The organism is Blautia sp. ZXY-1-B12, from assembly GCF_056339915.1.
Genome location: NZ_JBWJVP010000229.1, coordinates 23,365 through 44,037, shown reverse-complemented (window position 1 = coordinate 44,037; position 20,673 = coordinate 23,365). Strand labels below are relative to the sequence as shown.

20 protein-coding genes are annotated in these 20,673 nt (G+C 42.3%); 16 read left to right on the top strand and 4 right to left on the bottom strand.

Features of this window, described 5'->3' with window-relative positions; genetic code table 11:
• Nucleotides 1-195 precede the first annotated feature (195 nt).
• Both AC075L_RS15925 and AC075L_RS15920 read right to left on the bottom strand, forming a co-directional pair.
• Nucleotides 196-972, bottom strand: coding sequence for a GNAT family N-acetyltransferase (locus tag AC075L_RS15925; RefSeq protein WP_055150171.1), 777 nt, complete (start codon nt 970-972; stop codon nt 196-198).
• A 100-nt stretch (nt 973-1,072) separates the two neighbouring features.
• Complete coding sequence (locus tag AC075L_RS15920; protein WP_476387894.1) at nt 1,073-1,771, bottom strand: SGNH/GDSL hydrolase family protein; 699 nt, start codon at nt 1,769-1,771, stop codon at nt 1,073-1,075.
• 431 nt (nt 1,772-2,202) lie between these two features.
• On the opposite strand from AC075L_RS15920, the gene AC075L_RS15915 reads away from it, so the two are divergent.
• From AC075L_RS15915 to atpC, 8 genes are all read left to right on the top strand, one after another.
• Nucleotides 2,203-2,865, top strand: coding sequence for a F0F1 ATP synthase subunit A (locus AC075L_RS15915; RefSeq protein WP_008707008.1), 663 nt, complete (start codon nt 2,203-2,205; stop codon nt 2,863-2,865).
• Nucleotides 2,866-3,127: 262 nt separating this feature from the next.
• On the top strand, nt 3,128-3,346 hold the full coding sequence (gene atpE / locus AC075L_RS15910; RefSeq protein ID WP_008707007.1) for an ATP synthase F0 subunit C: 219 nt from the start codon (nt 3,128-3,130) through the stop codon (nt 3,344-3,346).
• A 40-nt stretch (nt 3,347-3,386) separates the two neighbouring features.
• A complete protein-coding gene (atpF, locus tag AC075L_RS15905; protein WP_020993266.1) occupies nt 3,387-3,887 on the top strand; it encodes a F0F1 ATP synthase subunit B in 501 nt (166 codons plus the stop codon).
• On the top strand, nt 3,868-4,371 hold the full coding sequence (atpH, locus tag AC075L_RS15900) for an ATP synthase F1 subunit delta (RefSeq protein WP_173705191.1): 504 nt from the start codon (nt 3,868-3,870) through the stop codon (nt 4,369-4,371). The genes atpF and atpH overlap by 20 nt, the downstream gene beginning before the upstream one ends.
• Before the next feature lie 16 nt (nt 4,372-4,387).
• Nucleotides 4,388-5,887 carry a F0F1 ATP synthase subunit alpha gene (gene atpA, locus AC075L_RS15895; RefSeq protein ID WP_055057703.1) on the top strand — a complete coding sequence of 500 codons (1,500 nt, stop codon included), beginning with the start codon at nt 4,388-4,390 and terminating at the stop codon, nt 5,885-5,887.
• An 8-nt stretch (nt 5,888-5,895) separates the two neighbouring features.
• Nucleotides 5,896-6,786 (top strand): ATP synthase F1 subunit gamma, encoded by an 891-nt coding sequence (gene atpG, locus AC075L_RS15890; RefSeq protein WP_008707001.1) that lies wholly within the window; start codon nt 5,896-5,898, stop codon nt 6,784-6,786.
• A 5-nt stretch (nt 6,787-6,791) separates the two neighbouring features.
• Nucleotides 6,792-8,189: a F0F1 ATP synthase subunit beta gene (gene atpD, locus AC075L_RS15885; RefSeq protein WP_008706999.1), complete on the top strand. Its 1,398-nt coding sequence runs from the start codon at nt 6,792-6,794 to the stop codon at nt 8,187-8,189.
• 12 nt (nt 8,190-8,201) lie between these two features.
• Nucleotides 8,202-8,615 (top strand): ATP synthase F1 subunit epsilon, encoded by a 414-nt coding sequence (atpC, locus tag AC075L_RS15880; protein WP_008706997.1) that lies wholly within the window; start codon nt 8,202-8,204, stop codon nt 8,613-8,615.
• A 111-nt stretch (nt 8,616-8,726) separates the two neighbouring features.
• On the opposite strand, the gene AC075L_RS15875 is transcribed toward atpC, so the two are convergent.
• Both AC075L_RS15875 and bsh read right to left on the bottom strand, forming a co-directional pair.
• On the bottom strand, nt 8,727-10,238 hold the full coding sequence (locus AC075L_RS15875; protein WP_118341771.1) for an ATP-binding protein: 1,512 nt from the start codon (nt 10,236-10,238) through the stop codon (nt 8,727-8,729).
• 122 nt (nt 10,239-10,360) lie between these two features.
• Nucleotides 10,361-11,338 (bottom strand): choloylglycine hydrolase, encoded by a 978-nt coding sequence (gene bsh / locus AC075L_RS15870; RefSeq protein ID WP_118341770.1) that lies wholly within the window; start codon nt 11,336-11,338, stop codon nt 10,361-10,363.
• Between the two features lie 269 nt (nt 11,339-11,607).
• On the opposite strand from bsh, the gene yicI reads away from it, so the two are divergent.
• The 8 genes from yicI (at nt 11,608) to AC075L_RS15830 (ending at nt 20,657) form a co-directional block, all read left to right on the top strand.
• Nucleotides 11,608-13,962 carry an alpha-xylosidase gene (gene yicI, locus AC075L_RS15865; RefSeq protein WP_476387893.1) on the top strand — a complete coding sequence of 785 codons (2,355 nt, stop codon included), beginning with the start codon at nt 11,608-11,610 and terminating at the stop codon, nt 13,960-13,962.
• A gap of 345 nt (nt 13,963-14,307) precedes the next feature.
• Nucleotides 14,308-14,823 (top strand): prepilin peptidase, encoded by a 516-nt coding sequence (locus AC075L_RS15860; protein ID WP_055150352.1) that lies wholly within the window; start codon nt 14,308-14,310, stop codon nt 14,821-14,823.
• Nucleotides 14,820-15,845: a P-loop NTPase family protein gene (locus tag AC075L_RS15855; RefSeq protein ID WP_226852822.1), complete on the top strand. Its 1,026-nt coding sequence runs from the start codon at nt 14,820-14,822 to the stop codon at nt 15,843-15,845. The genes AC075L_RS15860 and AC075L_RS15855 overlap by 4 nt, the downstream gene beginning before the upstream one ends.
• Nucleotides 15,846-15,880: 35 nt before the next feature.
• Nucleotides 15,881-17,071, top strand: a complete 1,191-nt coding sequence (locus tag AC075L_RS15850) for a TadA family conjugal transfer-associated ATPase (protein ID WP_008706987.1) — start codon at nt 15,881-15,883, stop codon at nt 17,069-17,071.
• Nucleotides 17,068-17,841, top strand: a complete 774-nt coding sequence (locus AC075L_RS15845) for a type II secretion system F family protein (RefSeq protein WP_119253065.1) — start codon at nt 17,068-17,070, stop codon at nt 17,839-17,841. Before AC075L_RS15850 ends, AC075L_RS15845 begins: the two co-directional genes overlap by 4 nt.
• Nucleotides 17,842-17,849: 8 nt before the next feature.
• A complete protein-coding gene (locus tag AC075L_RS15840; protein ID WP_195722286.1) occupies nt 17,850-18,884 on the top strand; it encodes a type II secretion system F family protein in 1,035 nt (344 codons plus the stop codon).
• A 60-nt stretch (nt 18,885-18,944) separates the two neighbouring features.
• On the top strand, nt 18,945-19,145 hold the full coding sequence (locus AC075L_RS15835; protein WP_020993262.1) for a Flp1 family type IVb pilin: 201 nt from the start codon (nt 18,945-18,947) through the stop codon (nt 19,143-19,145).
• Nucleotides 19,146-19,175: 30 nt separating this feature from the next.
• A complete protein-coding gene (locus AC075L_RS15830; protein ID WP_022380465.1) occupies nt 19,176-20,657 on the top strand; it encodes a DUF5702 domain-containing protein in 1,482 nt (493 codons plus the stop codon).
• The last annotated feature ends 16 nt before the right edge of the window (nt 20,658-20,673 follow it).

Here is a 20,673-nt window from a genome sequence, read left to right as displayed (position 1 = left end):
AGTGAACAGTAACATAATTAAGTCAGAGATAAAATACAGAATAAGACTTGAATATTAAAATGATATACAACATAGTTGGCGCGAACTATGTTAAATGAATCAACTGATTCCCCGAAAAAGAAAAGTTAAAATCTATAAAAATTAAGAACTATCTGTAAAAGCAGAAAATGAAAATGCTTTACAGATAGTTCTTTTTTATTTCTCAGGCGGGAAATTTCCGTTTTCATCCGGCTGCACGCGGAACCAGTAGGTGTATAGCTGATGAAACCCCAGCGATTTATAAAGAGCGCGGGCATTGTCATTTCCTTCTACAACCTGAAGATATGCATTCTGTGCACCTTTTTTCATTCCTTCTTTCAGAAGTCCGGTGCAGATCTGACGGGCATAGCCATGTTTGCGGTATTCTTCTTTGACATGGATGGCATAGATGCCGATATAATCTCTGTCCAGAATACCAAGTCCGGTTGCGATGATCTGGTTGTCCATGCGGATGGAAGCACAGATGGTTTCCTTGAGGATTGCCTGATACATAGATGGAACAACCTTCCGGTGGATGGGATTGGTGGTGTTTTTTAAACGGAACAGACTTTCAATCCATTCGGAGGGAATATTGTCACAGAAGGTTACATCAGGATATGGAGCATCCAGCCGTGCGGCGTTCATGCTCATTGCCATGACATTGGTGGTATGCTGGATAGCATATCCACGGTTTTCCAGAACATAATCAAAGTCAGGAGAGACAAGAGGACTGATCTTAAATACAGCGGGGGTTCCCAGACGCTTATATACGCTTTCACAATATGGGATTTTTTCCCGCCAGGTGAGGGTGGAATTGCCGAACTGTTCTACGCTGTTGGTTCTGTGTGTATAAAAATAAGAAAATCTCAGGATCCAGCCGTCGTATAATTCCATCTTGTGAGATGGCCAGGCATTCAGAGACATATCTTCAATCTGTTTAATTGTAGTTTCCATAATATAAGGAAGACTCCTTTCCATAATAAGTCCGCAGATATGAGCGAGGACAGTGATTTATTATACAAAGTTCCGGGAAAATGCGCAATAGTTTATCTGTTCAGGGATTGTTATCAATGCTTTGAAGGAGAGGGAACAGTTTCTCGGCCAGAAGCTTATGCCCATACAAAGTAAGATGAATCCCGTCCGTTGTTATGGCATCAAATCCCGATTGAGTTGCTTCCTTATTAAAATAGTTATGCAGAGGCAGAAATGGAAGTCTGAATCTGACAGAGAGCTGTCGGATAATATCAGACATGGTATGGACATAGGGAATCCATGTCTCATATTCTTCCGGATGTGGAAAGATAAAGGGTTCCATAAGGATTACCTGCCTGGCATCTGCAGTGAGCAGATCCAATAATTCATTGTAATGAGTGGCAAACTCTCTTATCATCTGTTCTTTCTGAGAATCCATCCGGTCTGTGTTCATTATCAGACCGATATCATTGATGCCGATCAGCAGAGTTACAACAGGAGAGTGATGCAAAGAAATACGGTGTTGGCGGATATTTTCAAGGACTCTTGTCACAGTGAAGCCATCTATGCCACAGTTCCTGAAATGTATGGCACCTGTTGATTTATCTGTTAACTGTACAGCGCTTGATGAGCGTCCGATAGTATCTCCGGATATGGAGAAAGAAGGAGTCTGATTACGGAACATTTCTGAGAGTATCTGTACATACCCATTTCCCAGAGGAAAATCTTCAAATAAATGATTACAGTCCGTAATGCTGTCTCCCAGACAAATGATTTGCATAAAAAACCTCCTGTTTGGTATTACCAATATAAGGATTGGTAAGTGCAGAGATATAAAATTTATATAAAAACCATATAAAATAATATCATCTGCTTACAGTTCGGTCAATGAAAATTGCCTTTTTTTCGTGAAAATGCATTAAAAAAATTATGAAAATCTATTTTTCAATCAAAATGTCTGGATGAAATGCACAAAAAGAAAATCTATTTTTGCCAGAAATAGTCAAAATAATTGTTGACTTTTTAACGGATTTTAATATAATAATCTCAAAATCTTGAATCGATGGAAAGCTTATGAAATATTTTACAGACATAAGTTTAGGAATCCTGGCTGAGGCATCTGAGGCAGACAGCATAAAAAGCCAGAATATCTTCCGGAGATTTAAATAGAAAAAGGAGGGAAAAGAAACGGGTAATTTAGCAGACACGTTAATGGAAGAACTTCAATGTAAGACAGTTTTTACCATACCGGTGTTTGGAGGAATACCAGTTGCAGAGTCAGTAGCAGTGACATGGGTGATCATGGCAGTGCTTTTAATTTTGTCATTGGTGCTCGTAAGAAACCTGAGTGTGGAAAACCCCGGTAAGAAGCAGCTTTTGCTGGAAACCGGTGTCAGTTTTCTTCATAACTTCTTTAAGGATATCCTTGGAGAAGAGGGAAAAATGTATATTCCCTATCTGATGACAGTTGTCATTTACATTGGAATTGCAAACATTTTCGGTGTGTTTGGATTTGTACCGCCTACAAAGGATTTAAACTGTACGATCGGTCTTGCGATCACAAGTATTTTTCTGATCGAGTATGCAGGATTCCATAAGAAAGGTCTGAAAGGCTTTCTTAAAAGCTTCGCAGAGCCGGCACCGATTATGCTGCCGATTAATATTCTGGAGGTCGTTATTCGACCGACATCACTTTGTATGCGACTTTTTGGTAATGTGTTAGGAAGCTATGTGGTTATGAAACTTCTTGAGTTTATATGCCCGGCAGTTCTTCCTATTCCATTCAGCCTGTATTTTGATTTCTTTGACGGATTCATTCAGGCGTATGTATTTGTATTCTTAACTTCTTTATTTATCAAAGAAGCTATTGAATAAAAAAGATTACTGTTCATACAGGAATATGACACCTATATAAGACCTGAGACGCGGGACATAAGGGATAAGACAGCAGTTATGAACAGCACTTAAATGCTGTCCGGATATTCGGTGGGTCATAACGGTCATAAACAACCGTTGGTACAGACATCTGTTGCACAGACATCAAATGATCTCATCGGAATATCGACAGGATAGCATATTGTGAAGAAAGATTTGTAATATTTAGTTTATTTCAGTTAAACAACAGGAGGAAAAAGTTATGTTAGTAGCTATTGGAGCAGGAATCGCAGTTTTAACAGGTATTGGCGCTGGTATCGGTATTGGTATGGCAACATCCAAAGCAGTAGAAGCAATCGCAAGACAGCCAGAAGCAGAAAGCAAGATCAGCAAATCCCTTCTTTTAGGATGTGCCCTTGCCGAGGCAACAGCTATTTATGGTTTCGTTATCGGTCTTCTGATCGTTATCATGCTTGGCTAATTGATGGATAAAGAATAACTAAGAAAGGCAGGTGGGACAGGTGATCGAGATTAACATCAACCTGGTCTTTACAATTATTAACCTGATTGTTCTTTATCTTTTAATGAAAAAGTTCTTATTTGGTCCGATCCTCAATGTGATGGAGCAGAGAAAAAACATGATCGACCAGCAGTTCGCAAGTGCCAAAGATACAGAAGAACAGGCATATGAACTGAAAGGCAAATATGAAGATGCACTGAAATCTGCGAAAGACGAATCCATGCGTATTGTAAACCAGGCAAAGGATGAGGCAAAAGTACAGGCTGAGCGTATTGTAAAAGATGCAAACACACAGGCTGGTGCAATGCTTGACAAAGCAAAGGCAGATATCAGGACAGAGCAGGAAAATGCTATGAAGGCTATGGAAAGCAGAGTGGCAGAGATCGCGCTGGATGCAGCCTCAAAGATCATGGGAGAGAAAAACAGCAGTCAGCAGGATTTGTCCCTTTATGACCAGTTTATAAAAGAGGCAGGTGATTCCAATGACGGAAACAAGCATTAATTATGCAAAAGCATTATATGAGCTTTCTGTCCCGGAAGAAGCTGTTTTGGAGACAGAAAAGATTTTCAGGAGTACCCCGCAGTTAAAGGGTGCTCTTGAGAATCCGCTGGTTTCTTTAAAAGAAAAAGAACATGTAATTGACAGGGTTTTCCCACAGGAGATGAAAAATTTCCTGAAGGTGACCTGTAAATATCAGAAAATCAGCAGCATTTATGATATTCTGGAAGCATACGGTGATTATAGCCGCAAGCAGAAAGGTATCCTGAAAGCTGTTCTCACATATGTAACAAAACCGGAAGAAGCCCAGAAAGAGAAGATGGAAGATTTCCTTCGCAGGGAATTTGGAGCAAAGGAAGTAATCCTTACTCTCAGAGAAGACAAATCTTTGATCGGAGGCTTCATTCTTTCTGCCGGAGACAAAGAGTTCGACTGGAGTCTCCGCGGACGTTATAACAATTTAAGACAGAAATTGACACGGAGGTGAATAAAAGTTGGCTGCAATGAATCCAGATGAAATCATTTCGATTCTGAAAGAAGAAATTAAGAATTATGACGAAATCAGCAAGGACCAGGAAGTAGGAACAGTCATCTCCGTCGGAGATGGTATCGCCACGGTACATGGTATTGATCATGCTATGTATGGCGAGGTTGTAACCTTTGAGAATGGTCTGAAAGGTATGGTTCAGGATATCCGTGCAAACAGCATCGGATGTATCCTGTTCGGTAAAGATACAGGGATCAAAGAAGGAACAAAGGTAGCAAGAACCCAGAAGCAGGCAGGTGTGCCTGTAGGTGACGCTTTTATCGGAAGGATCGTAAACGCTCTGGGAGCGCCGATCGATGGTAAAGGTGAGATCAAGGCAGACGGGTATCGTCCGGTAGAGAATCCGGCACCTGGAATTATTGACAGAAAATCTGTAACAGTTCCTCTGGAAACAGGTATTCTTTCTATTGACTCCATGTTCCCGATCGGCCGTGGCCAGCGTGAGCTGATCATCGGTGACAGACAGACAGGTAAGACTTCTGTTGCACTGGATACCATTCTGAACCAGAAAGGCAAAGATGTAATCTGTATCTATGTTGCAATCGGACAGAAAGCTTCTACAGTAGCTAAGATTGTATCTACTCTGGAGAAACACGGTGCTATGGACTATACAACAGTATTCTCCTCTACAGCCAGTGACTGTGCACCGCTTCAGTATATTGTTCCTTATGCAGGTACTGCACTTGCTGAGTACTTCATGTATAAGGGAAAAGATGTATTAATGGTTTATGATGATTTATCCAAGCATGCAGTTGCATATCGTGCACTGTCATTGCTTCTGGAACGTTCACCGGGACGTGAGGCTTATCCTGGAGATGTATTCTATCTCCATTCCAGATTACTGGAGCGTTCCAGCCGTCTGAATGAAAAGGCCGGCGGTGGTTCTATCACTGCACTTCCTATCATTGAGACACAGGCAGGTGACCTTTCCGCTTATATTCCTACAAACGTTATTTCCATCACAGATGGTCAGATCTTCCTGGAGAGTGATCTGTTTAACTCCGGTATGCGTCCGGCGGTTAACGTAGGTCTTTCCGTATCCCGAGTTGGTGGTGCTGCACAGGCAAAAGCCATGAAGAAAGCAGCAGGAAGTGTCCGTATCGATCTGGCTCAGTATCGTGAGATGGAAATCTTTACACAGTTCAGTTCTGATCTGGACGAGGCTACAACTCAGCAGCTGAAATACGGAAGCGGACTTATGGAACTTCTGAAACAGCCGCTTTCAAGTCCGTTAAGTCTTCATGAGCAGGTCATCACTCTTTGTGCGGCAACACACAAGGCAATGATGCACGTGGAAACTAAGAAGATGAAGAAGTATCAGAGAGACATGCTGGACTACTTTGACAGTGCTTATCCGGAAATCGGAAGAGAGATCGAGGAGAAGAGACAGCTTCCGGATGAACTGGCAGAAAAGATCGTGAAAGTGGCAGAAGAATTTGCAGATAAGAGCAGGTAGGTGTTGATATGGGCAGTACGAAAGAGATTCAGACTCGAATGAAAAGCATTCAGGACACCATGAAGATCACCAATGCCATGTATATGATTTCTTCATCCAAGATGCAGAAGGCCAAAAGAATCCTGTCCGATACAGAACCGTATTATTATAATATGCAGGCAGCAATTTCCCGAATCCTGCGTCATATGCCAGATACAGAGCATCCTTTTTTCAGTATCCGTCATAAGATCGCAGAGGAAGACCGTAAGATTGGCTGTATCGTAGTTACCGGTGATAAAGGTATGGCAGGTGCCTATAACCATAATATCCAGAAAATGACAGAACAGTTTATGGCAGAGCATGAGCACTGCAAGCTTTATGTACTGGGTATGGTAGGCCGTCAGTATTTCACGAAGAAACATATGGATATCGCAGAGAACTTTCCATATACAGTACAGAAACCGACCATGCACAGAGCGCGTCTGATCTCAGAGGAGATTGTCAGAGCGTTCCTGGACAGAGAACTGGACGAAGTCCGTATTTTCTATACGGAGATGCAGAGTGCAGTTGCAATGGAGCCGGTGAATATGCAGCTTCTTCCATTGAAGAAAGCAGAGTTCCTGCCAAATCAGGCAATGCTTGCGGACATGCCGCAGGAGGAAATTGTGCTGTCACCATCAGCCGATGTACTTCTGAATACCATGATCCCCAATTACCTGACCGGTCTGATCTATGGATGTCTTGTAGAAGCGTATGCCAGTGAAAATAATGCCAGAATGATGGCAATGCAGTCCTCTACGGACAGTGCAAAGAAGATGCTCAGGGAGTTATCCATTGAGTATAACCGTGCGCGTCAGGCTGCCATCACACAGGAAATCACTGAGATTGTCAGCGGTGCAAAAGCACAAAAAAGGAAGTGACGACGATGAACAAAGGTAAAATTGTACAGGTTATGGGACCTGTTGTAGACGTTGTTTTTGAAGATGGAAATCTTCCTGAGATCAAGGATGCCCTTGAGGTAGAGAACAACGGTAAAAGATGTGTAATGGAAGTTTCCCATCATCTGGGAAACAATATGGTACGCTGCATTATGCTGAGCGCAAGCGAAGGCTTACAGCGTGACAGAGAAGTCATCGCCACAGGAAGCGGCATTAAGGTTCCTGTAGGTGATAAGACACTGGGACGTTTATTTAACGTACTTGGTGATACAGTAGATGACGGTCCTTCCCTTGAGGGAGAACAGAAATGGGTCATCCACAGAGATCCGCCGGATTTCGAACATCAGAAACCGGCTGTAGAAATCCTGGAAACAGGTATTAAGGTTATCGACCTTCTTGCACCATATGCAAAAGGTGGTAAGATCGGTCTGTTCGGTGGTGCCGGTGTTGGTAAGACAGTCCTGATCCAGGAGCTGATCCAGAACATTGCCACAGAGCATGGAGGATATTCCATTTTCACAGGTGTTGGAGAGCGTTCCCGTGAAGGTAACGACTTATGGTCAGAAATGAAAGAGTCCGGTGTTCTTGAAAAAACAGCCTTAGTGTTCGGACAGATGAACGAGCCACCGGGATCCCGTATGCGTGTTGCTGAAACCGGACTGACAATGGCTGAGTACTTCAGAGATGAGGAACACAGAGATGTGCTTCTTTTCATTGATAATATTTTCCGTTTTGTACAGGCTGGTTCCGAGGTTTCCGCCCTTCTTGGACGTATGCCTTCAGCCGTAGGTTATCAGCCAACACTGGCTACTGAGATGGGTGAACTTCAGGAACGTATCGCTTCTACTAAGGATGGTTCTGTAACATCTGTACAGGCTGTCTATGTACCTGCCGATGACCTGACTGACCCGGCTCCTGCAACTACATTTGCTCATCTGGATGCAACAACCGTTCTTTCCAGAAAGATCGTAGAGCAGGGTATTTATCCGGCCGTTGACCCGTTGGAATCTACTTCCCGTATCCTGGAGCCGGATGTTGTAGGTGAAGAACATTATGAAGTAGCACGTAAAGTACAGGAAATCCTTCAGAAATATAAAGAACTTCAGGACATCATCGCTATTCTTGGTATGGAAGAGCTTTCTGAAGAAGATAAGAGCACTGTATTCCGTGCAAGAAAGATCCAGAAGTTCCTTTCCCAGCCTTTCCATGTAGCTGAGAACTTCACAGGTATCAAGGGTAAATATGTTCCTCTGAAAGAAACCATCCGTGGATTCAAGGCAATCGTTGATGGTGAGATGGATCAGTATCCGGAAAACGCTTTCTTCAATGTTGGTACAATTGAGGATGTCATCGAGAAAGCAAAGACTGAGATGGGTCAGGAATAAGGAGCGGATTTTATGGCAGATACATTTGGTCTTGAGATTTATGCCAGTAATAAGCTGGCGTTTGCAGGACGTGCCAAAACCCTGACAATCCCGGCTGTTGACGGTGAGCAGGCCTTTCTGGCACAGCATGAGAATATTGTTGCTGCTATCATTCCGGGAGAAATGCGTTTCGAGGAAGCTGATGGCACAAAGCATGTTCTGGCTGTGAGCAGTGGGTTTGTGGAGATGATCAATAACCGTGTGAAGCTGTTCTGTCTGACGGCAGAGAGTCCTGAGGAGATTGATATCCGCAGGGCACAGGAAGCGAAAGAGAGAGCAGAAGAGCAGATGAGACAGAAGCAGAGTATTCAGGAGTATCATATGAATCAGCTGGCTCTGTCCAGAGCTATGGCACGACTGAGGGTTACGAGTCATAAAGAAATTTAAAGAAACAAAATATATCAATAAAAAGCATCTTTGGATGGTCTGATGAAGGCTTTCCGTAGATGCTTTTATTGCTTTGTACCATGTTCTGACTTGTTTCTTAGCTGGTGAAAATTATTTTTGCAGAGTCCATTTTCTGTTTGAATTATTTCCAATTGGAGATACATCAGGTATTTCTTTTAAAATAGCCCGGGTTCGCGGAAGACTTAATCCAATATATTCAGCAATATCACTGGTTTTTGAGATATTGTTTTTAGATAAATACTCTCTGATTTTTTCTATATTTTCCAAAGTTTTTTTGTTTTGTTTTTTATGACAGGATTTATTCGCTTGTTTTTTATCGCTTGTTTTTATCGCTTGTTTTTTATCGCTTGTTTTTATCGCTTGTTTTTTATCGAAGCTAAGAATCAGAAGAGTTCTGTCTGGATCAAATTGTTCTTCTATAACTGGTTCAACCCAGCCTTGATCCTCCCATGTGTTAAAAATGTTGGGTACTCCGCTGCCGGCACGCTCGCCGATATTGATCAGATTAAACATTTTCATGAGTACTTTGTTGCGAGGATCAGAAATTCCCCCTTTTTTCATTTGTTGTTTTCCTGTTCTGGAATATCCTGGATTTTCAAATACTATTCTGTCAGCTTCTTTTCGGACTACAATGCCTCGAACACCATAAAAGTCTGCATTTATCAAACAGTTTGCGAGGGCTTCCCTCAATGCTTCATGTACGGGAGTATCATCAATACGGTTTCCATCGATTGTTTTAAAAGGTACCTTGATATCTTTAACAAGTTTATTATATACTCGGAAGTAAAAATCACATATATTACCGGACCATTCACCGGAACTTGACTGTAAGCGATCGGTCCAGCGTATAGTTGGATCCAGAATTTCACGATAATCTAAAAAATATTCAGGGAAATGTCGTACAATGTTATATTCATCTCCAAACATTAGCATTCCTGCAGCTGTTGGATGAAGGCATTTATCAATATTGGAAATGGCAGCAGCTCCTATGCTGCGTAAATATTCAGAATCATTTAAACGGCCAAATGGATGTGCAGGTTTAAGGGCTCGATGTCTGTTGCGATATCCCTGAATGGTTTCATAATTTAGGTCGCTTATTGGAACATCATCCAGTACATCCATATCCATAGTGTTGTCTGTCTGGTCGCGGAGCATGGCTTTCACCTGAAGTTTGGTACAATGATAGTCTCCTTCGTGATTTCTTCGAAATGTTCCGCCAAATATATCATCATTAATATACACAGGTTTTTGTTCTCTGTTTGCCATAGGAACATAAATCACGATGATAGTATCTTCATCCTTCTCATATATCTCTACATCCTGATCAGATAGAAGATTTACGTTGACCTTTTTTCGATTATTGATTGTATCCCAGAAATGTTTTAACAGCTTGTCCCTGTCTGTACTTTTTAAACCTGTAGTTCTCCAGGTTCCATCTTTGTTTTCGGCAACTCCCAGAATAATTACGCCGCCATAACAATTTGCAAAAGCAGAGTAAGTCTCCCATAAAGAAGAAGGAAGGCCGCCATTTGCTTTTTTTACTTCGCGCCGGTTATCTTCTTTATATAAGTTGAACTTTGTAATATCAAAAAAATGTACCATTGTTATTACCTCTTTTTGAAACCAATAATTTGTCTTTATTATACCGTACAGAACTGAAAAATGGCAATGGCTATAATTAAAGAATATTTGTCGAAATTGCCACAGGTATAGAGTGCTTCACATTAATTCTGGAAACAGATATTCTGTTTTGCGAGTACAGGATATCGGATTAGGACTGTTGTATCCAGATTTTCACGATGCATATCGACAGCATTGATCTGATGATTTTCATAGGTGGTATAATAATAAATTCCCTTTGTTGTGTTGCAGCAGGAAGTGTAGAGAGTGATCTCATATTTGCCTTTTGCTACTTCGCAGCAGCCACGCTGCTGATCTACGGAGCCGAGGATGTGGAAGAACTGGCTGACGCTTTCGAGTTCGGAGTCGCCGGACCTGGAGTTCATTTTTGTGAAGGCAACTTTGGCAAAGCGGGAGGCGGAGGAAAGGTCTCCCGGGAGGCCGAGGGCGCCCATACCGCGGCTGTAGGATTGGAGTTCTAATCCTGGAGCGAAGGTGTTCTCTGGTTGGCGAGGGGAGAGAGACTGGTAGTTGTTAAGCTGGAACATCTGCTGTGGGAAGGGTGGGTTATTGGTTAGTACCCCTACAGGATTTTCGTAGATATGGAAGCCGTCCTGCATGGATTCGATAACGAGGCAGCCGGAAGCATCTGCGAGGATCCAGTGGAGCTGAGCACATGGGAAGTTCTCACTGAACTGTGTGTTGGTGAGATTCATAGTTGAGAGTCTCTGGCGGGCTTCTTTTAAGGTGGCACACTGGCTGAGAATCCATGGGATGAATTCGAACTGGGCTACGTTTTCTTTGTCCGATACTGGTTCTGCATAGACTGCATTTCCTACGAAATTCAGACCTGCCATGCCGAGACCTTTTTCATTAATGGCATCATAGTAGAGTGGATAGTCTCCGGCCACATGAGCCATTCCGATGATGGCATAGTGAGAGTCAGGGGCTTTATCAGAATGACGGAAATGGAATGGGTAGTTTCGTGGTGTGATGGTGATTTCATCACCGTAGGAAAATTCATAATCAAGGGTTCTGCCGAAATAGAAATCTTTTGTTTTATAAGTTGCTGCTGTGCACATATTTTCTTACCTCCTGGTGCCAAAATAGATATACTTGTAGAACGTGTATATTTTGAAGAATATTACCACAATCTTTTGTTTTTATGCAATATACAGATTTTGTTTTTTGCACAGATAAAAATTGGGTTATATTGCTGGTAAGAAAAAAAATCATGATGTATACTGGTATCAGATAACTATTCAGCAGTCCGTTATCCCGCGAGGTACTGAAAGAGTTTCAATTTCGGAAAATAAGCAAATCATAAGATTAAAAGCAAGGAGGATCAGGAATGAAGTTCACAGAAGGTTACTGGGAGAAAAATGAACGCGCAAACGCATCCTATGCGATGCAGGCTTTTACAGCGGAGGCAATTCCGGGAGGAATGAGAATTGTTTCTCCATTCCGCCAGATCACAGACAGAGGCGGTGCTCTGGATGTAGGAACTATCACTACAGAATTTATTTCTGTACGTAAAGATATCATAAGTGTAAGAAGTTATCATTATGAAGGTTATGTAAAAGGTGAGCCAAGGTATGAGCTGAATGAGGATCCACAGGAAACAGAGGTTGAGATTACAGAAGATGAAGCTGTGATGAAAGCCGGAAGAATGACAGTAAGAGTGGACTTGAAAGACTTTAAGATTACATATGAAGCAGACGGAAAAGTTCTCACAAACATCGGATTCCGCAATCTTGGCTATATGCAATATGACAGAGCTACGCTGACAAAATTCCCGGAACCGAACTATATGGCAGCACAGTATCAGCCATATATGGTGACAGAGCTTTCTCTTGCACCTGGAGAATGTGTATATGGTCTGGGTGAGAGATTTACAGCGTTTGTAAAGAACGGTCAGGTTGTTGATATCTGGAATGAAGATGGCGGTACAGCTTCTCAGATTTCTTATAAAAATATTCCGTTCTATGTAACAAGCAAACATTATGGCGTATTTGTAGACCACAGTGATCATGTTTCCTTCGAAGTTGCAAGTGAAAAGGTTGAGAATGTGGGATTCTCTGTGAAAGGTGAAGAGATCAGATATCATATTATTTACGGAGATGACATTAAGGGTGTGATCGAGAACTACACAGATCTTACAGGAAAACCGGCATTGCCGCCTGCATGGTCCTTTGGATTATGGCTTTCCACATCCTTTACAACAAACTATGATGAAGAGACGACCAATTCCTTTATCCAGGGAATGGCAGACAGAGATATTCCATTGAGTGTATTCCATTTTGACTGCTTCTGGATGAAAGAGTTCCACTGGTGTGATTTTGAATGGGATTCCAGAATCTTCCCGGATGTACCGGGAATGCTGAAACGTTATAAGGATAAAGGACTTAAGATCTGTGTATGGATCAATCCATATATTGCACAGGGAACTAACTTCTTTAAAGAGGGTCTGAAGAACGGATACCTGGTACAGCGTGCAGACGGAAGAGGAATCAAGCAAATCGACAACTGGCAGCCTGGCATGGGCCTGGTTGACTTTACAAATCCGGATGCAGTGAAGTGGTATCAGAATAAGCTGAAAACTTTGCTTGATATGGGTGTTGACTGTTTCAAGACAGACTTTGGCGAGAGAATTCCGGTCGATGTGAAATATTATGACGGTTCAGATCCGATTTCTATGCATAATTATTATACATACCTTTACAACAAGGCAGTATTTGATCTGCTGAAGGAAGTAAAGGGTGAAGGTGAAGCAATCCTTTTTGCGAGAAGTGCTACAGCAGGCGGACAGCAGTTCCCGGTTCACTGGGGCGGTGACTGTTCTGCAACCTATGCTTCCATGGCTGAGAGCTTAAGAGGTGGTCTGTCCTTTACTTTATCAGGATTCTCTTTCTGGAGTCATGATATGGGCGGATTTGAAATGACAGCAGCACCGGAGGTATACAAACGCTGGCTGCAGTTTGGTCTTCTTTCCACACACAGCCGTCTCCATGGTTCCAAGAGTTATCGTGTACCGTGGTTGTTTGATGAAGAAGCTGTAGATGTATGCCGTAAGTTTACAAAGCTGAAATTAAGATTACTCCCATACCTGTATTCTATGGCCGTAAAATCACACAAGACAGGTATTCCGTCCATGCGTGCAATGATCATGGAATTTAACGATGATCCTGCAACCAAATATCTGGATATGCAGTATATGTTAGGTGACAGTATTCTGGTTGCACCAATCTTCAACAAAGAAGGTCATGCAGAATATTATCTGCCGGCAGGAAAATGGACTCATCTTTTAAGCGGAGAAGTCAAAGAAGGCGGAAGATGGTATGAAGAAGATTATGATTTTTCTTCACTGCCTGTATTTGTAAGAGAGAATACTCTGCTTCCGATTGGTGCTGTAGATACTACCGTTGATTATGAACTGGAGAAAGATGTACAGATTCAGGTTTATGAAGTAAATGAAACTGCATTCTGTGAGGTAGTGACGCGTAAAGGAGAGACAGCTTTTACAGTAAAAGCTGTAAGAGAGGGAAATAAACTCACTCTGGAAGCTTCAGCAGAAAATGGAGGTATGACCTATCTGCTGAGAAATATTCATGAAATAGCCGATGTTACTGGTGGAAGCATAGTGAAAGATACAGAAAATGGTATTATCATTGTACCGGAAGGATGCAGACAGGAAATCGAACTCTAATTGACAGGTGCATGATATTCTTTCTGTGAAGTGCATTATAGCCGGGTTTATGTTACTGTTCAATTTGTTCTCAGTAATACACTTCGCATAGTATATTTCGGGATAGCAGCGTGTGGACAGGTAACAAGTTTATAAATATTTTAGAAATTCGACAAAAAATAGGACTGGACAAATGGATTGTCCGGTCCTATAATAATACTCACCAGAGTTCTTCTGGTGATTCAATCCCGTCAGTTCGGCGGTTAATTCCACTTTTATTTTTTTAAAATACCAAAGAAGAGACAGACTGTTTCCTATTGTATGAACAGTATCGAAACAGTTGCGAAAAATATAAGACTGGAGGTGATGCAATATGCATTTTTTCACCTTTTTCCTGTAGCGGTTGCCGGGACTGCCATGATCATGGATATCCGTACAGCAAAAGTTGATAACGGATGGATTATTTTTTCCATGTCTGTGGGACTGTTTGTCTGTATATGGCAAAAGAATATTACGGGAATTGGATTTTTTATAATGGGAAGCGTAATGCCGTTATTTCTTATGATCCTCTTTGCTTTTGGGATGATAGGTGCCGGAGATATTAAACTATTCTGTGCACTGGGAGGGATAATGGGCTGTGAATCTATCATAAAATGCATCTTTATTTCTTTTCTGACAGGTGCAGGCATTTCGGCCGCACTTCTGATCTTTAACCACAATTTCTGTGAACGTATCCTTTATTTTATTGAATATGTGAAATGTACAGTCAGTACGGGAAAGATTAGTTCCTATCGGAGAAAAAGTATTGCTGCTCCTGAAAATTTCCATTTTACGATTCCTGTTTTTATAAGTGTGTTGTTATATGCAGGAGGTATCTATTGAAAAGAAATATTTTTGCAGTATGCGATCTGGAAGTGGATTATGCGCTGAACTTTATGGACTATATGAACCGGAAGAAGAATATTCCCTTTGAGATACAGGCATTTACATCTGTAGAGAACCTGATCGCCTATGGGAAACAAACACATATAGAGTTGCTGTTGATCTCCGGGCGGGCTATGTGCCGGGAAGTCCGGGATCTGGATATCGGGAAGATCATCATTCTGTCGGAAGGGGTACACCCTCCGGAACTTGACCAGTATCCAAGTGTGTATAAATATCAGTCTTCTTCTGATGTTCTCCGGGAAGTGATGGCATGTTATGGCGCCGAAAAAAAGACAGTGGCAGATCAGATCGCTGTATTAAAAAAGACAACAGAAATTATTGGAATATTTTCACCTCTGGGACGTTGTCTGAAAACCTCTTTTGCATTGACACTTGGACAGATACTTGCCAAAGAACGAGCCGTTCTTTATCTGAATATGGAAGAATATTCCGGATTTGAAGAATTGATGGGAAAAGGTTTTGCCCACAATCTGAGTGATCTTCTTTATTATGTGAGACAGGATAACCAGAATCTTCTCTATAAGATGAACAGTATGATACAGACGATCAATAATCTGGATTACATTCCGCCTGTGCAGATGCCGGCAGACATCCGTACAACAGCCTGGCAGGACTGGGAACGGCTTTTTCAGATGCTTATACTTGACAGTTCTTATGAAGTGATTGTGCTGGATATTGGATGTGGGATTGATGAAAATTTCCAGCTGCTGGATATGTGTAAGAAGATTTATATGCCTGTATTGTCTGATGCTGTTTCACAGTGTAAGATTGCGCAGTTTGAGAATCTGGTCCGAATCTGGGATTATCCTCAGATTCTGGAAAAGACGGAAAAGATAAATCCACCGTTTCATATGGCAACCTGCCTGTCACCTGCGTATGTTGAACAGCTGATGTGGAGTGAACTGGGAGATTATGTGCGGAACCTTCTGAGGAAAGAAAGCCAGAAAAAAGAAAATTAAAAAAGTTCCGGAAAGATGCTGTAAAGGGAAAAAGGATGAACAAAGATGTATTTAGAAAGCTGCGGCAGATGCTGATGGAAGAACTGGATCTGTCCAGAGAATTATCGGATAAAGAAATCCTTGATGTGATTGATGAGCTGATTCTGAACCAGATAAAAGATGTCCGTCTTGCGCTGAAAGAAAAGGTACAGCTTCGTCAGGAACTGTTTTATTCTGTCCGCAAACTGGATGTGCTTCAGGAACTGGTGGATGATGAGACAGTGACTGAGATCATGGTAAACGGGCCGGATACTATTTTTGTAGAACGGGCCGGCAAGCTTATGAAATGGCATAAAAGTTTTACTTCTGCTGAGAAACTGGAGGATGTGATCCAGCAGATTGTTGGAAAATGTAATCGTGTGATCAATGAATCCATGCCGATCGTGGATGCAAGACTGGAAAATGGTTCCAGGGTAAATGCTGTAATTTATCCGGTTGCATTAAATGGTCCGATTCTCACTATAAGGCGTTTTCCTGAACACCCCATTACAATGGAAAAGCTGATCGCACTGGGAAGTATCACACAGGAATGTGCAGAATTTCTGGAGAAGCTTGTGAAGGCCAGATATTCCATGGTCATAGGAGGCGGAACCGGAAGCGGAAAGACTACATTTCTTGCAGCAATGTCGGAATATATCCCCAGGGACGAAAGACTGATCACAATAGAAGATAATGCAGAACTTCGCATCAGGGGAATTGACAATCTGGTCCGGCTGGAAGCAAAGATGGCAAACATGGAAGGAGCAGTTTCCGTTACGATCAGAGATCTGATCAAATCTGCATTACGAATGCGTCCGGACAGAATCATAGTGGGAGAAGTCCGCGGCGGAGAGGCAATGGATATGCTTCAGGCATTGAATACAGGGCATGAAGGGTCGCTGTCTACTGCCCATGCCAATTCTGCCAGGGATATGTTATCCAGACTGGAAACAATGGTTCTGATGGGCGTTGATCTTCCATTGGAAGCAATCAGAAGACAGATTGCTTCCGGAGTGGATATTCTGGTACATCTGGGAAGAATGAGGGATAAATCAAGGAAATTGCTGGAAGTAACTGAGGTGTGCGGTTTTGAAAATGGAGAAATCCGTATCCGGCCGCTGTATCAATGGCAGGAAGGGAAAGGTCTTGTAAAGACAGCATCCCTCCTCCATGTGGAAAAACTGGAAAGAGCGGGGATTGAACTATGAAAGGGAAAGAAAAAGAACAGCTTTATCAGAAACGTAATTATGATCATTATCGTTTTTCTATGAAAGAACTTCTGAAATATATGGGACAGGCACTGGCGTTGTGCATAATGGCAGATTATCTTTTTTACAAAAGTAAATGGGTGTTGCTTCTTATGCTTCCCGTTCCTGTATTTTATCTGAAATGGCAGAAAAATCGTATGATCAGGGAAAGACGGAAGAATCTGAATTATCAGTTTAAGGATGCACTTACTTCGCTGAGTGTTGCGGTTCAGGCCGGATATTCGGTGGAAAGCGCGGTAAAAACCTGTGTCAGAGATTTGGAGAGACTCTACGGAAAGGGAACGGATATTGTGGAGGAATTTCGCTATATTGAAAGCCAGCAGCATATCAGTGTTCCGCTGGAAGAGCTGTTTCTGGATCTTGGAGAAAGAAGTCAGATAGAAGATATCGAAAATTTTGCCTCTGTATTTTATACAGCCAAGCGTACAGGTGGTGATATGAACCGGGTAATTCAGAAGGTGTCTCGTATGCTTGGAGATAAGATTGACGTTAAAAAAGAGATAGAGGCTACACTGGCAGCAAAGAAGTCAGAACAGATGATCATGAGTCTTATGCCTGTGGGAATTATCCTGTACTTGCAGATGACTTCACCGGGCTTCCTAAGTGTTCTTTATGGAAATCCCTTTGGAATTGCAGCAATGAGTATCTGTCTTGTCATTTATGCTGCGGCATACTGGCTTGGCAGAAAGATTGTAGATATTGAGGTGTGACAGTACAAATGTGGGTACATGTTGTCATTTTTGTTATGATCCTGTGTGCACTGACCGGCTGGAAAAAAGGATGGATTCCATCTTCCGGAATCGGAGGGAAGGATGGTATCAGACTTTTTGCGGTAGTAGCGATAGCCGGAAATCTGCTGGGCATGATCCTTACTTTGCAAAACGGTGGACAGGTGTATCCTCAGGGATACCGTCTGGAAAAGGAGGATACAGGATCATATGAGAAGGAATTTATGGTATCCGTTGACGGAGAAGAATCGGTCTCCATGTACATTCAGGTACCGGAGAAGGAACTGGAAGAGCAGGAGGAAGAACCGAAACAGAATAAGAAGCTGACCAGAAAAGAACAGGCACAAAAAAGTATTGCAGAGGCAGTATCCCGGTATAACGAGCAGCGTAGTGATCCGGATTATTATTATCTTCCGGATAAGCTGAATGGAAAAAAGGTAAAATGGGAAAGTCCGGCAGACACTTCCGGAATGCTTCTGACAGGACTGTTTCTTATTGCGGCAATGGCAATTCTTGTGATGAAAGGGAGAGAAGAACAGGTTCAGCTTCAGAAACGGTATGAAGAACTTCTTATGGATTATCCGGGACTGATCATGAAATTTACACTTCTGGTTCAGGCCGGAATGACTGTAAGAAAGGCATTCCAGAAAATTTCTCTGGATTATGGAAGAAAGAGAAAGCGGAATCCAAGACCTGCGTATGAAGAGATACGGGTTGTCTGCTATGAGATGGAAAGCGGAGTTTCTGAAAGTGAAGCATACAGAAGATTTGGAGAAAGATGTGGTCAGGCAAAGTATAAAACATTTGCCACGCTTCTTATCCAGAATCTCCAGAAGGGCAGCAGACAGATGGCTGATATGCTTGAAAGAGAATCAACCGAAGCATGGGAAGAACGAAAGAGAAAAGCACGTGTTCTTGGAGAGGCTGCAGCCACAAAACTTCTGGTGCCGATGATCATGATGCTTATTGTCGTTATGGCAATTGTCATGATTCCTGCTTTTATGTCTTTCTACGGAGAAACATGATAAGGTGCTGCAGTAAATTCTGTGCAGCGTAAAGGGTGCTTTTGGATATGGAGGGAAAAAATGGGACAATTGATAAGACAGATAAAAAAGAAAAACGGACTGATACGAAGATTCGCAGAGGAAGAAGACGCTGTAGGTGTTGTGGAGATCATTCTGATTCTTGTAGTCCTGATCGGGCTTGTCATTATTTTCAAAGAGCAGCTGACCGAACTGGTGCAGAGCATTCTTTCAAAGATCGCCAAACAGAGTAATTCTATTTAAGATGAAAAGAGAAGGAGGTGTACTTCCTGTATGAAATATTGCGGAAAGGAAAGAGGAAGCATTACATTATTTCTTGCATTAATACTCAGTCTGCTTTTGTCTCTTGTATGTACAAGTATAGAATCTGTACGTATGGCATCGGCCAGAACCCAAATACTCAACAGTATGGATATTGGACTTTATTCTGTATTTGGACAGTATGACAGGAAACTTCTTGAGGAATATGATCTGTTTGCGCTGGATGGTTCCATGGGAGGCGGGCAGCTTAATCTCGCAAAGATCTGCGATAATCTGGAATCCTATATGAAACCGGTGTTAAAGCAGAACAGTCAGAAACTTGAACTGCATCAGAGCGGACTTACCGGTTACCGGCTTCTGACAGATGAGTGCGGAGAGGTTTTTTATCAGCAGATTGTGCAGTATATGCAGGAAACTCTTGGAAGTCAGGGGGTACAGCTCCTTCTCAACAAAATGTCTGATCGAGAGAGAAAAACAGAAGAGGCGGATCTGAAAGCGAAACAGGCGGAGACAGGAGGCTCCATCGACAGATATGATTCGGAAATGAATCAGGCTTCTCAGAAAAGCCGGCAGGCAGCACAGGAAGCTGAAAACAGGCAGCAACAGGAAGGACAAATATCAACCCAGCCAGCACCGACGCAGCCACAGGCTGACAATCCCATCAGTATTATAAAAAGAATTATGAAAATGGGAATACTGGAGCTGGTTTTGCCACCCGGACGGGAAATTTCCACCCGGACAGTCAGCAAAGACACAATGGTTTCGGGAAGACAGCTGCAACAGGGAATGGAGATGCCGGACGGAGTGACAGCAGATAGCAGTTATACTTCCGGGGTTTTGTTTCAGCAGTATCTGATGAATCATCTGGGAAATTACACAGATCCGTCAAAAGAAAGTCTTGCATATCAGATGGAATATGTTTTTGGAGGAAGAGACAATGATATAGATAACCTTAAATCTGTGGCATCAAAGCTCTTGTTCATCAGAGAAGGCGTAAACTTTGCATGTTTGATGGCAGATAATGTAAAAAGAACAGAGGCACAGGCACTCGCTGCAGCCATTGCGTCGGGATTTCTGGTTCCTCCGGCAGCGGTAGTGATAGAGTCTGCATTGCTTTTATGCTGGGCATTTGCGGAGAGCGTACTGGATGTGAGAGAACTTTTTGCAGGAGGGAAGATTCCCCTTGTAAAAACTTCCGCAGACTGGCAGATTTCGCTGTCTAATCTTTCAAGTCTGATGGAAGGACTGGATTCCATGCGGAAAAACAATGAACATGGATTGTCCTATGAGGATTACCTTCAGGTTCTGATATTGCCTGTTTCAAAGGAAAAGAAAGTGATGAGAGCTATGGATATGATCGAAGATGCGATAAGAAAGAAAGGCAGGGCAAATTTTTATATGGATTCCTGTGTTGTAGCTCTGGAGGCATTTGCGGAGGTAAAAGCAAACAGGAAAAAGGAATTTCAGGTGATACGTCAGTATTGTTATGAATGAATTGCTGAAAAGAGGT